This is a genomic window from Sodalis sp. RH21, assembly GCF_047324175.1.
Classification (GTDB): domain Bacteria; phylum Pseudomonadota; class Gammaproteobacteria; order Enterobacterales; family Enterobacteriaceae; genus Acerihabitans.
On record NZ_CP178732.1, the window covers coordinates 5,446,125 to 5,459,904 of the forward strand.

Annotated in this window: 10 protein-coding genes; 3 read left to right on the forward strand and 7 right to left on the reverse strand. The window is 54.8% G+C overall.

The window, feature by feature from the left end:
• Window positions 1-9: 9 nt before the first annotated feature.
• Complete coding sequence (locus ACL2XP_RS25165) at window positions 10-1,071, reverse strand: ABC transporter substrate-binding protein (protein ID WP_413736160.1); 1,062 nt, start codon at window positions 1,069-1,071, stop codon at window positions 10-12.
• Window positions 1,072-1,266: 195 nt separating this feature from the next.
• On the opposite strand from ACL2XP_RS25165, the gene ACL2XP_RS25170 reads away from it, so the two are divergent.
• Complete coding sequence (locus tag ACL2XP_RS25170; protein ID WP_413736161.1) at window positions 1,267-2,007, forward strand: UTRA domain-containing protein; 741 nt, start codon at window positions 1,267-1,269, stop codon at window positions 2,005-2,007.
• Window positions 2,008-2,192: 185 nt separating this feature from the next.
• On the opposite strand, the gene ACL2XP_RS25175 is transcribed toward ACL2XP_RS25170, so the two are convergent.
• From ACL2XP_RS25175 to metH, 4 genes are all read right to left on the reverse strand, one after another.
• On the reverse strand, window positions 2,193-2,318 hold the full coding sequence (locus tag ACL2XP_RS25175) for a hypothetical protein (protein ID WP_413736162.1): 126 nt from the start codon (window positions 2,316-2,318) through the stop codon (window positions 2,193-2,195).
• A 64-nt stretch (window positions 2,319-2,382) separates the two neighbouring features.
• Window positions 2,383-3,348, reverse strand: a complete 966-nt coding sequence (locus ACL2XP_RS25180; protein ID WP_413736163.1) for a zinc-binding dehydrogenase — start codon at window positions 3,346-3,348, stop codon at window positions 2,383-2,385.
• 1 nt (window position 3,349) lies between these two features.
• Entirely contained in the window at window positions 3,350-4,750 is a 1,401-nt protein-coding gene (locus ACL2XP_RS25185) for an aspartate aminotransferase family protein (protein WP_413736164.1), read from the reverse strand.
• Between the two features lie 259 nt (window positions 4,751-5,009).
• Entirely contained in the window at window positions 5,010-8,696 is a 3,687-nt protein-coding gene (metH, locus tag ACL2XP_RS25190; protein WP_413736165.1) for a methionine synthase, read from the reverse strand.
• Window positions 8,697-8,986: 290 nt separating this feature from the next.
• Between metH and gntK the strand changes: the two genes are divergently transcribed.
• Together gntK and edd are read left to right on the forward strand one after the other, a co-directional pair.
• Window positions 8,987-9,523 (forward strand): gluconokinase, encoded by a 537-nt coding sequence (gene gntK, locus ACL2XP_RS25195; RefSeq protein ID WP_413736166.1) that lies wholly within the window; start codon window positions 8,987-8,989, stop codon window positions 9,521-9,523.
• A gap of 364 nt (window positions 9,524-9,887) precedes the next feature.
• On the forward strand, window positions 9,888-11,702 hold the full coding sequence (gene edd, locus ACL2XP_RS25200) for a phosphogluconate dehydratase (RefSeq protein ID WP_413736167.1): 1,815 nt from the start codon (window positions 9,888-9,890) through the stop codon (window positions 11,700-11,702).
• 91 nt (window positions 11,703-11,793) lie between these two features.
• Here the strand turns inward: edd and metA are convergent, their stop codons facing one another.
• Entirely contained in the window at window positions 11,794-12,723 is a 930-nt protein-coding gene (gene metA / locus ACL2XP_RS25205) for a homoserine O-succinyltransferase MetA (RefSeq protein WP_413736168.1), read from the reverse strand.
• A 136-nt stretch (window positions 12,724-12,859) separates the two neighbouring features.
• Window positions 12,860-13,729: a LysR family transcriptional regulator gene (locus tag ACL2XP_RS25210; RefSeq protein WP_413736169.1), complete on the reverse strand. Its 870-nt coding sequence runs from the start codon at window positions 13,727-13,729 to the stop codon at window positions 12,860-12,862.
• Between the last annotated feature and the right edge of the window lie 51 nt (window positions 13,730-13,780).

The following is a 13,780-nucleotide window of genomic DNA, read 5'->3' on the forward strand; positions in this document are numbered from 1 at the left end:
ACTCCTCTATTATTGCTGCATGGCCATCATGACATTTTCCTGCCACAGGCGCGGCAACGTTTTGGCGCTCTGTTCCCACGCATCCTGATCGGCGATGGGGTGGGCATTTTTATATTGTTCAACCGGCAGCAATTTGGCTTTTACATCTTCCGGCAGGGTGATATTTTCGACACGGATCGGCCGGGCATAACCCCTGGCCAGGTTGATCTGGCCGGCATCGGAGAAGATATATTCGCGTGCGAATTTGGCCGCGTTGGGGTGCTTGGCATATTTATTGATGATGGTGGTATAGCCGGAAGTGATGGAGCCATCGGACGGGATCAGCACATCGAAGCGGGTCTTATCAATGGTATCGCGGTAATTAAGTCCGTTGAAATCCCACACGATGCCCACATCCACCTCGCCTTTCTCCAGCGATGCGATAGTCGGATTGTTAAGCCCCAGGCGCCCCGCTTTGGCGAGCTTGGCGAAGAAATCCAGGCCGGGCTTGAGATTCTTCTCGTCGCCGCCCATGGCATAGGTGGCCGCCAGAACGCCGTTTACCGCCTGCGCCGCCGTGCTGACATCGCCCACGGTCACTTTGTAATCGCCATTGAGCAAATCGGCCCAGCTATGCGGTGTTTGTTTTACGGTTTGCTTATTAACGATAAAAGCAATGGTGCCGGTATAAGCCAGGGCCCAATTGCCATCCTGATCTTTTGCCCAGGCGGGTATCTGATCCCAGGTGCTGGGTTTGTAGGGCAGCGTCACCCCTTTTTGCACGGCGACCGGGCCAAAAGAAGACCCTACATCGCCAATATCCGCGCTAGCATTGTTTTTCTCCGCCAGAAACTTGGCGATCTCCTGCGCCGAGCTCATATCGGTATCGCTGTGCTTAAGACCATATTTACTGGCCAAATCGGCCCAGGTATCTTTCCAGTTGGCCCAGCTGTCAGGCATACCGACGCTATTGACCTCGCCTTCCTGGCGCGCCGCTTTCTCAAGTGCCGATAAATCCGTGGGTGCGGCGTAACCGGTCTGGCTGGCCAACACAATGGCGGTGGTTAACACAGAAGCGAACAGAAGTTTCATAGACGATGCTCCGGGTGATAAAGTGAAAGTGACAAGCGCTGCTGGTCTAGTCCAGCAAGAACCAAGCCAATCTACCGAAGTAAGATGAATATTTGATGTCAGTAATTCTTTTAGCTGATTTTTTGTTATGGTTTTACCACCCCATCCGCAAAGGCAGAAAAATGTGCACTACAACCATGCAGAAGGGTCGCCATAATGCTGCACAATGAAGCAGCATTTCGCGCCAGCCTGTCCAGGCAAACCACCGTTACCGCCATTTGCCAGGCGATCGCGGGTTGGATCGAACGGGGGGAATTAACGTATAACGATCGTTTGCCCGCCGAGCGGCTCCTGAGCGGGCAATTCGCCACTACCAGGATTACGCTGCGCGAAGCGCTGGGACAGCTGGAAGCCAGGGGGATGATTTACCGCGAGGAACGCCGGGGGTGGTTTGTCAGTCCGCCGAGGATCGTTTATAACCCGCTACAGCGTAGCCATTTTCACGCCATGGCCCGCGAACAGGGACGAAAACCCGCAACGGAAGTGCTGGATGCGGCCGAAATCAGCGGCCCGGCGGCGATATGCGCCCATCTGGCGCTGCCAGTGCATTCGCCGGTTTTTTGTATACGCCGGATAAGGCGCATTGACGGCCGGGCGGTGCTCTATGTTGAGCATTATCTCAACCCGGCATATTTCCCGGCTATTTTGCAAGAGGACCTGACGTCTTCGCTCACCGAGCTCTATGCCACCCGTTATGCCATCCATTATGGCAAAGTGCGGTTCGCCATGCTGCCTACCACTTTTCCCCCGCCGGCATCACAGGCGCTGAAAGTGGCGGATAACAGTCCGGCGCTATTTATTACCCGGATCAACCGCGATCAATATGCCCGCATTATCGATTGCGACCTGGAATACTGGCGCTATGATGCTTTGCATATCGACGTCGAAGTAGAGTGAAGCGACGACACGGCGCGCGGCGGCAGCGCCGATACCGCTGGACGCGCCGGTGATAACCACTATTTTGTGGTGAAAACGTTCCATATCCCCCTCCCCCGTCACCAAAAAACTGTCCATTTGACGCTGCATTTATCCGGCCGAGTTCGCACCCGTAATCCCCTGCTGGCCGCAGCAAAGGATTTTTCTCAGGAAGGTGGTAACGTTTTAGCCACACTTTTAGTCGGTAAATAGTTGCGTTTCATATAACGATGTGTCGATTTGAATGCCGCCACCAGCGTGGCCAAAAACACTTTTTGTTCATGTTGATCCATACTTCCCCCTATTCCCCTTGATTCGTCGGTCCCCAATGGCCGGTTACCAAGCAGTGCGCCTGTTTCATTGGGGGGTAACGGTGACCCAACTGCGCGTGCCCGCCTGCGGTGCGTTATGAAGTAGTTCCCCAGGCAACTGTTGCAAGGAGACCTGTCTACCTAGCAGCGTGGCGAAAAAGGCCTGATGCTGCTCCAAATAGCGTATTGCCTCGGAGAATGTCTCTTGGGTACAGCCCGCCATGGACGCGAGAAGAGTTAGCTCGCGGTTAAAAATGTCCCGCATCGGGATGGGCAGCGCCTCGCCGCTATCCGGTATGCCATAGATCATCACCGCGCCGGCACGGCGTACGGCAGAAAGGGCTAAAGCCAGGGACCCTTGGCCTCCCGAGCATTCGATCACCACATGGTAGTGTTCGTGAAAGGGTGTGGATCGGCACTCGATGGACGTGTTTCGCGCCCAGGCCATAGCCTCGGCGTCGATATCGCATAACGTTAGCCGGGCTGTAATCCGATGATAAAGCAGATGGGCAAGCATCTTGCCCGCCACGCCGGAGCCGATAATCAAGATGCGCGGCTCGGCGACCTGTTGCAGAGCCAGCGCTATGCATAATCGCCCGACGCCGTGGATAGCGCAGGCCAGCGGCTCCGCAAGCATGCCCAATCGGGCATCGCGCAGCGGCAATAAATACAAACTGTGCGGCGGAGCGCTCAGCCAGTTGGCAAAACCGCCATGGTGCGTGACGCCCAGTTCATAAAGATGCCGGCAGTGGCTGGTTAATTTCTCACGGCAGTAATCACAGTTGCCGCAGTTGATCTCATTGTTCAATGCGTAGTAGTGGCCGCGCCCGTCCCGGCACACGACCTCGTGTCCGAGCACCAGTCCTTCAGTACCGGTCGACCAGGCCAGGAGGCGATCGGTTTTACATATGCCGCAATAACAGACCTGCCAACGCGGCCAGTCGCCGTTTTTCGGCTCTAGCCGATCGAGGTACCGTAGCTTTCCTGCCCCCAGGCTCACTACCGCGGACATATCAAACCCCGCTCTCTGACAGTCTGGCCAGCACCTGATCTAACAGCGCCATGGTACGGTCGATTTGCGCAATCGTAATATCCAAATAGGGTGCCAGCTTCAATCCTTCATTGTAATATCCGCCGCTATTAAGAATGAGCCGGAAGATTTCACCGTGGTAGGCATAGTCATTATCCTGTGCCAGGGTGACGGCGCGTTTTCCTGCATTTTTCCAGGGGCGTCCCTGATTATCGGTAAATGTCATATTAAATAACATACCCAATCCGTCCACCTGATGGATAAAAGGATATTTCATTTTTAGCCGCTGTAAACCTTGCAAATAATACTCAGACTTGACAGGCAACTGGCTTTCGTAATCCCGGCTCATCATATATCGCCAGGTTTGTAATGCCGCAGCCGTGCCCAGTGAATGATTGGCAAAATTACTGTGGGCATGACCCGGGGTAAAAATTTCCCTACTCACCAGTTCCTCCCGCGCCCAAACGGCGCTTAGCGGACTTAAACCATTAGTGAAAGATTTACTTAACGTGATAATATCCGGGACGATCTCATAGTGTTCAAAAGCAAATAATTTCCCGGTCCGATACATGCCGATCTGGATTTCATCATCGACAATTAATATGCCGCGCCTTTGCATCTCGGGAACAAATTTTTTAAAGAAATTTCTGGGTGGTATGGTATAACCCCGCCCCTGGCAAAGCTCTAGAAAAAAGGCGCCGATTTCATTACTGTCGTCGCTGGCGACGCCATAAAAATCCGTATCCAGGGATTTGGCGATCATCCTGGCGCAATAATCGTTACAGTCTTCCCGGTTTTTTTCATAATAGCATTGGCTGCAATGGGCAAAGGGATACATGATGGCCCGGTCGGCACATTCACCAAAGTACTGACGGTAGCGGTGGCTGCTTGATAGGCCCGATACCGTGAGCGAACGGCCATGGTAGGCCCCCATCATTGAAGCGACACGGTTACGGCGGGTATTTTTGCGTACGATTTTCAGCGCATCTTCCACCACCATGGAGCCGCCAACGTTAAACGACACGCGTCCTTTCAAGCCGGTTCGTTCATAGACAGCGTCACAAATTTGTTTGGCTAACAGCAACTTTTCCTCATGCAGGAAATCGCCACTCACCTGGGGTAGACTGCACATTTGACGATTCATCGCCTGCTCGATTTCAGGATTGCGATAACCAAAATTACAACTTGAATGCCACATCTGAGTATCAATATAAATATGCTGATTTATATCGATAACCGTTTCACCGCGACAGCTTTGAGCGATAATAGGGCGCGACTGATAATGAACCGTGTCGCCCCAGGACATATATTGTTCATCAATTTTACGCAGATAATCAATTTTATCTTGTTTATCCATGACACCTTGCTGATTCGTAGCGAACATAAGGTCGTCCTCTGCTGCTTATAGGTAAACGGCTTTATTCCGTTATCTCTGGAGATAGGTAAAGACAAATAACTCATTATACAAAAAAGGCACTTTTAATATTGCCAAGTTCGAGTATGACTAAATCTAAACGATTCGTCACATTGGGATACAGAAATATATTATTGGGAATAATTGATTAGCATCGCATTACTTATTTATGAAAGTAAAAAAGGCAACCCTATCGGGTTGCCTTATGCATTATCACGACCGCCGATTGTTAATCCGCGTCGTAACCCAAGTTCGGCGCCAGCCAGCGTTCGATTTCCGCCACCGGCATATTTTTACGCGCGGCGTAGTCCTCGACCTGATCCCGCTGGATTTGCGCCACCGCGTAATATTTGCTGTCGGGATGGCTGAAATACCAGCCTGATACCGACGCGCCCGGCCACATCGCATAGGATTCGGTCAGACGCATGCCGGCGTTCTCATCGACATTGAGTAACTGCCAGATGGCCGCTTTCTCAGTATGATCCGGACAGGCGGGATAACCCGGGGCCGGGCGAATCCCCTGGTAATTTTCCCGGATGAGCTCTTCGTTACTGAGATTTTCGTTAGGCGCATAGCCCCAATAAACTTTACGCACCCGCTCATGGAGATATTCGGCAAAAGCCTCGGCCAGACGGTCGGATAGGGCCTTGACCATGATTTTATTATAATCGTCCTGTTGGGCGTCATAACCCGCCGCCAGCGCATCTTCCTCCAGACCGCCGGTGACGGCAAACGCGCCGAGGTAATCCGCTTTCCCGCTGGATTTGGGCGCCACGAAATCCGCCAGGCAATAATTGGCGAAATCGCTTTTTTCCGTCTGCTGGCGTAAATGATGGCTGACGACCAGGACCTCGCGCCGGCTTTCATCGCGGTAGATTTCGATATCGTCGCCCACCCGGTTGGCCGGGAAAATCCCCACCACTCCGCGGGGATTCAGCAGTTTCCCGGCGGATAATTGATCCAGCAGGGCATTGGCGTCATCAAACAATCGCCGCGCCTCTTCGCCAACCACCTCGTCTTCCAGGATGCGCGGGTATTTCCCGGCCAGCGACCAGGTCATGAAAAACGGCGTCCAGTCGATATAGTTGCGCAGCGTCTCGATAGAGGCCGTGACGGACTGAATGCCCAGGCGGTGGGCTACCGGCGGGGTATATCCCGCCCAATCCATGGCGCTGTCGTTATCGCGGGCGACTTGCAGGCTGACCGGCGGGGTGCGGGGTTTTTTCCGGCCATGCTGGATACGCACGGTGTCGTACTCTTTACGGATACGCAGCACAAAGTCATCGCGCTGCTCATCCGATAGTAGCGCCGATACCACCCCCACGCTGCGCGAGGCGTTTTGCACATAGACCGTGGGGCCGCTGTAATTTTTCTCGATCTTCACCGCGGTATGCGCCTTGGAGGTGGTGGCGCCGCCAATCAGCAGCGGCAGGGTAAAGCCCTGGCGCTCCATCTCTTTGGCCACGTTGACCATTTCATCCAGGGACGGGGTGATTAGTCCGGACAGGCCGATAATATCCACCTTGAGTTCGCGGGCGGACTTCAGGATTTTATCCATGGACACCATCACGCCCAGATCGATGATTTCATAGTTATTGCACTGCAGCACCACGCCAACGATATTTTTACCGATATCGTGGACATCGCCTTTCACCGTTGCCAGCAGGATCTTTCCCGCCGCTTTTTTCTGCTCTTTGCCGGCCTGGATAAACGGCTCCAGGTAAGCCACCGCCTGCTTCATTACCCGCGCTGATTTGACTACCTGCGGCAGGAACATTTTACCGGCGCCGAACAGGTCGCCCACTACGTTCATGCCGGCCATCAACGGCCCTTCGATTACCTCAATCGGCCGCTCCGCCTGTTGCCGGGCTTCTTCGGTATCCGCCTCGATAAATTCGGTAATCCCTTTAATCAGCGCATATTCCAGACGCTTGTTCACCGGGTAGCCGCGCCACTCGGCCTGCTGCTGCAAAGTATTGTCGTCGTTTTTGCCGACGCGGTATTTTTCCGCCAGATCCAATAACCGCTCGGTGCTGTCGGAACGGCGGTTAAGCACCACGTCCTCCACCGCCTCCCGCAACTCATCGGACAGGTCGTCATAGATAGCCAGTTGCCCGGCGTTGACAATTCCCATATCCATGCCGTTTTGGATGGCATAATAAAGGAACACCGCATGGATAGCCTCACGTACCGCGTCATTGCCGCGAAATGAAAACGACACATTGGACACGCCGCCGGAAATCAGCGCATGGGGCAGTTCCGCCTTGATATCGGCGCAAGCGCCGATAAAGTCCTGGGCATAGTTATTATGTTCATCGATGCCGGTCGCCACGGCAAAGATATTGGGGTCGAAAATAATGTCTTCCGGCGGAAAGCCCACGGTCTCGGTCAGGATACGGTAGGCCCGGCGACAAATTTCTATCTTGCGCTGCCGCGTATCCGCCTGCCCCTCTTCATCAAAGGCCATGACCACCACCGCGGCGCCGTAACGGCGCACCAGGCGGGCATGATGGATAAAGGCCGCTTCCCCTTCTTTCATGGAAATGGAGTTGACGATGCCTTTGCCCTGGATGCACTTCAGTCCCGCTTCGATCACGTCCCATTTGGACGAATCGATCATAATCGGCACCCGGGAGATATCCGGTTCCCCGGCAATCAGATTCAGGAAGCGCACCATGGCGGCCTGCGAATCCAGCATGCCTTCGTCCATATTGATATCAATGACCTGCGCGCCGCTTTCCACCTGCTGCAGCGCCACGGCCAGCGCTTCATTATATTTTTCTTCTTTAATCAGCCGCTTGAAGCGGGCCGAACCGGTAACGTTGGTGCGTTCGCCCACATTGACGAACAGGGTGTCTTTATCAATATTCAGCGGTTCAAGCCCCGCCAGGCGGCACGCTATGGGCCGGTCGGGCAGTACGCGCGGCGCTATGCCTTCAATCGCCCGCGCCATGGCGGCGATATGCTGCGGCGTGGTGCCGCAGCAGCCGCCCACGATGTTCAGATAGCCGGAACTCGCCCACTCCTTGATATGTCCAGCCATTTCGTCCGGGCCGAGATCGTATTCGCCAAAAGCGTTGGGCAAGCCGGCGTTGGGATGGGCGCTGACATAGCAATCGGAGATGCGCGATAGTTCGGCCACATACTGGCGCAGCTCATCGGGCCCCAGCGCGCAGTTCAAACCAAACGACAGCGGTTTTACATGCCGCAGCGAATTATAAAACGCTTCGGTGGTCTGGCCGGACAGGGTACGCCCCGACGCATCGGTAATAGTGCCGGAAATCATCACCGGCAGTTCGACGCCCATGGCTTCGAATTCGGTTTCAATGGCAAAAATGGCGGCCTTGGCGTTCAGGGTATCGAAAATGGTTTCCACCATGATCAGATCCACCCCGCCTTCCACCAGCGCATGGATCGATTCCCGGTAAGCGCCGACCAGCTCATCGAAACTGACATTGCGGAACGCCGGATCGTTAACGTCCGGCGATATGGATGCGGTGCGGTTGGTGGGGCCCAATACGCCCGCCACATAGCGCGGTTTATCGGGGGTTCGCGCGCTCCATTCATCGGCGCATTGCCGCGCCAGGCGGGCGGCCGCGAAGTTAAGCTCGCCGACCAACGACTCCATATGGTAATCGGCCATGGCAATAGCGGTGGAGTTGAACGTATTGGTTTCCAGAATATCGGCGCCGGCCGCCAGATAGTCGGAGTGAATGGCCGAAATCACCTCGGGCTTGCTGAGCACCAGCAGGTCGTTATTACCCTTCAAATCGCTTTGCCAATCGGCAAAGCGCGCGCCCCGGTAGTCAGCTTCCTCTAACCGGTAACTTTGAATCATGGTGCCCATGCCGCCGTCCAGCACCAAAATGCGCTGTGCCAACTGCCGGCGCAGCCCGTCAACTCGATTGTTCACCATTACCCCATCCACCGCCGAAAAAAAAGTGTATTACGCCAAAATAGGCAGAACATCCTAGCATAAGTTAAGCGTGAACGACGGCGGGGTCTCATGAGACTTTTTCAGCTCGCCGCGCGCACTGCTAAACAAACGCTTAAATGTAAGAAAAATGTTTCGCGCTACATTTGTTTTCTTGAACTGGATCACAATTAGCATGAAAAAACGGCGATGCCAGTGGAAACCTCCATAAAAACCCGCATAATGTTACCGGTAACATCAATGAACTTATTACCTGGCCACGGAGCCTTACGATGACAACTACACCAAACCATATCTTCGTTTTAATGGGCGTTTCAGGCAGCGGCAAGTCCGTGGTGGCCAGTGCCCTGGCCCGTGAGCTTTCGGCCGCGTTTCTTGACGGCGATTTCCTGCATCCGCGCGCCAATATCGACAAGATGTCGGCAGGACACGCCCTGAATGACGACGATCGCGCGCCCTGGCTGGCGGCAATTAACGATGCGGCGTTTGCCATGCAGCGCACCAATGCCATATCCATTATCGTCTGCTCGGCGCTGAAAAAACATTACCGCGACCGCCTGCGTAAAGGTAACGACAATCTTTCCTTTATTTATCTTAAAGGCGATTTCGAAGTGATCGAGGCGCGCATGAAAGCCCGCAAAGGCCACTTTTTCAAGAGCCAGATGCTGGTCACCCAGTTCGAGACCCTGGAAGAACCCGGTGCGGATGAAACAGACGTCGCCGTAATCAATATCGATCAGCCGGTGGAACAGGTGATCGCCGATACCGTCAACTACATCAAGAATTATAGCGACCAGCAAGCCGGCTGAAATCAGCGGGTAAGCAGGCGCGCCTGCCGGCCGATGGCTTGAAGAAATGGCCCATCGCCCAGCCGGCGCAATACCCGGCCGGGGCGATGCCAGGCGTGTCCGGCCATTTCGGACTATAATAGCTGAAACGATTCAACTTATTATTTTCACCCGCCATGATGGCGCGGATATAACTCTGTGGTTTCCCGGCGCGCTGCCGGTGCCCCATTGGCATGACGACCTCCGGGCTGCTTCGCTACCTATACATTTTTATAATAAAAGCGCCTCAGCGGCTTGCCCGGCGGCCAGGTCACCAAATTCCGCAGTTCAATGCAGTCCCGCCCAGGCATGGACCGTTTTGAACCGTTCAAACTTAAGTGAGGCAATGATGAATCCTACCGTAGCCCGTGTGACGCAACGCGTCATCGAACGTTCCAAACCCACCCGCACTGCTTATTTGGCGCGTATTGACGCCGCGCGGTCAAAAACGGTGCACCGCTCGCAGTTGGCCTGCGGCAACCTGGCCCACGGCTTCGCCGCCTGCCAGCCTGCGGATAAAGCGGCGCTGAAAAGCATGACCCGCAATGATATCGCCATTATCAACTCCTATAATGATATGCTCTCCGCCCACCAGCCTTACGAGCACTATCCCGAACGCCTGAAAAACGCGCTGCACGGCGTTGGCGCGGTGGGCCAGGTGGCCGCAGGGGTGCCGGCCATGTGCGATGGCGTGACCCAGGGCCAGGACGGCATGGAGCTGTCGCTGATGAGCCGCGAGATCATCGCGATGTCGGCGGCGATTGGCCTGTCGCATAATATGTTCGACGGCGCTTTATATCTGGGCATATGCGATAAAATCGTCCCGGGGCTGGTCATGGCGGCGTTATCCTTCGGCCACCTGCCCGCGGTGTTTGTTCCCGCCGGCCCAATGCCCAGCGGCCTGCCGAACAAAGAGAAAGTCCGCGTCCGCCAGCTGTATGCCGAAGGCAAGCTGGACCGCGAAGGCATGCTGGAAGCGGAAGCGGCGTCTTATCATAGCGCCGGCACCTGTACGTTTTACGGCACCGCCAATTCCAACCAGATGGTGATGGAAATGATGGGCCTGCATTTGCCCGGCTCGTCGTTTATCCAGCCGAATACGCCGCTGCGCGATGCGCTGACCGACGCCGCCGCCATCCAGGTCACCCGCCTGACGGAAAATAGCGGTAATTACCTGCCCATCGGCCAATTGGTGGATGAGAAAGTCATCGTCAACGGCATTATCGCGTTACTGACCACCGGCGGTTCGACCAACCATACCATGCACCTCGTGGCCATGGCCCGCGCCGCGGGCATTATCATCAATTGGGATGATTTCTCCGAATTGTCCGACGCGGTCCCCTTGCTGTCGCGCATTTACCCCAATGGTCCGGCGGATATCAACCAATTCCACGATGCGGGCGGCGTGCAGTTGGTAATCCGTGAACTGCTGAAAGGCGGCTTGCTCAATGAAGAAGTCAATACCGTCGCCGGTTTCGGCTTAAGCCGCTACACCATGGAACCCTGGCTGGACGAGGGTAAGCTCGCCTGGCGCGAAAGTACCGAAATCTCCCTCGACCCGAAAGTCATTTCCAGCCTTGAAAACCCGTTCGAACACCACGGCGGAACCAAGGTGCTGGACGGCAACCTGGGCCGGGCGGTTATGAAAACGTCCGCGGTGCCCATAGCCAATCAGGTTATCGAAGCGCCGGCGGTGGTATTTGAAAGCCAGCATGACGTGGGGCCGGCTTTTGACGCCGGCGAGCTGAACAAAGATTGCATCATCGTAGTGCGTTATCAAGGCCCGCGCGCCAACGGCATGCCGGAGCTGCATAAATTGATGCCGCCGCTGGGCGTGTTGCTGGATCGGGGATATAAAGTTGCCCTGGTGACCGACGGACGCCTTTCCGGCGCGTCGGGTAAAGTGCCTTCGGCGATCCACGTTACGCCCGAAGCCTACAACGGCGGCTTAATGGCCAAAATGCGTACCGGCGATAGGGTGCGCGTTAATGGGGTGACCGGTGAATTATCGTTGCTGGTGGACGACGCCGAACTGGCGCAGCGGGTGGTTGCACAGCCCGATTTAAGCGCCGAGCATATCGGCTGCGGCCGGGAGCTGTTCGGCGCCCTGCGCAGCCAGCTGTCCGGCGCCGAACAGGGCGCCAGCTGCATTACCTTCTAACCTGGCGCCATTTACCTGAGCGCTACGCCGCGGCGCGCTGACATAGAGTAGCGCGCCGCGGCCCGGCCAATCATCCCCTGACCGCCGGCGTTTAATCCAGGGTCGGATTCATTTTCTTCAAATCAAATGGCGTAATCTGGTACACGTAATAGTTAAGCCAATTGGCGAACAATAGGTGCCCGTGACTGCGCCAGCTGGCTTTGGGGGGCAGATCGGGATTGTCGTTGGGAAAATAATTCGCCGGTATGGCGGGATTAAGGCCGCTGGCCAGATCGCGATGATATTCGCTGGCCAACGTCAGCGCGTCGTATTCGGGGTGGCCGGTCACGAAGGCCAGGCGTTTATCCGGGCTGGCGAACAGGTAGGCGCCGGTTTGTTCGGACTCCGCCAGGATTTCCAGATCGGTATGCTGGCGAATAATCTGCGTCGGGAAATCCGCATAACGGGAATGGGGCGCCAGGAAGGTTTCATCAAAGCCGCGGGTCAGCAAGGCATGGGGTTTTAGGGTTTGATGCTGGAACACGCCCGCCAGCTTGTCCCTGCGGGTCATTTTGGGAATATCGTACAGAATATTCAGCGCGGCTTGTACCGCCCAACAAACAAACAGCGTTGACGTCACGTGGCCCTTGGCCCATTGCAATACGCGATCGATCTGCGGCCAGAAAATCACATCCCGGAAATCCACCAGGCCCAACGGCGCGCCGGTAACCACCAGCCCATCGTAATTTTCGTTTTGAATATCTTCAAAATCGCAATAAAACGTATTGAGATGTTCCGCCGGGGTATTCTTCGATTCATGATTATCAATACGCAGCAGTTGGATATCAATTTGCAGCGGGGAATTGGACAGCAGCCGCAGAAATTGATTTTCCGTTTCGATTTTTTTGGGCATCAGGTTGAGTATCAGCACCTTTAATGGCCGAATTTCCTGGGTGCGGGCGCGGGAAGATGTCATGACAAAGACATTTTCATTACGCAAAAAATCTACAGCTGGCAACTCATCAAGAACCCGAATCGGCATAACCTTAGAACCTCAAAGCATACGTTTATACGTTTAGACATCCAGATGCCTGAAGATACAGCTTTTACCGAATGATGTCGAGTGTTCAGCCATTAGTTGAAAATGTTTCATCTTAAGCGTTAATTTTGCTTAACCACTAGTCCTTCTCGGCCCACAGGGCGCGCTCGTTCAGCATCGTGATAAACGGCAATACCATGGGAGCGTGGTCGCAAGCGTGCCGATACAGCAGCCAGGTTTTGTTTTTAACCGCCTGGCCGTCTACGCTTATCGGCAAGCGGTAAAGCGTCTCCGGCAGCGGCAGATAGCTGGAGATAATGGCATATCCCAAGCCATGATTGACCATCGCCAGGCAGACCTCCAGCTTATCCACCGTCATGGCCACGCGCGGCGCAAGGACAAAGTTGGCGTTCCACCAGCGCTCTATAAGCTGGGTAATATGCGGGCCGTGATGTATCTTGATTTGCGGTAGATGGGGCAGCAGGCCGAAATCGACTTCATGCTGGCTTATCAAATAGTAGTTATCCTCATCGATAAGCTGTTTGCCTTCCTTCCAGTTAAAGTCGTCTTTCACCAGGGCCAAATCAATCTCATCGCGCTGCAGGCGGTGGAATATCTCTTCGCTATAACCGCTGATCAAGTGCAGGCTGACCCCGGGATATTGCTGGCGAAAACGCGCCAGCAGTTCCGGCAGCCGATAGGCGGCATAATTACTGGAGACGCCGATACGCAGTTCCCCCTGCTGTTGTTCGTTCAGGGTATGCAAATTGATCTTCAACTGCTGCAAATCGCGCAATATCTTTTCCGCATGGCTGGCCAGATATTCGCCCTGCGCGCTGAAGACCAGCCCTTTGCCGCCATCATCGAATAGCTTAATCGCCAATTTACGTTCAATTTGCCGCAGGCGATAACTCAGCGCCGGCTGCGAGGTATAGAGATGCCCGGCCGCGCGGGTGATATTTTTATGCTGATAAACCGTTCGGATAATCAACCAATCCTTTTCGTTCATCGTTTATTCCAGGTTGTCGTGATAAGCCACTATAAAATATTTTATGGTTCC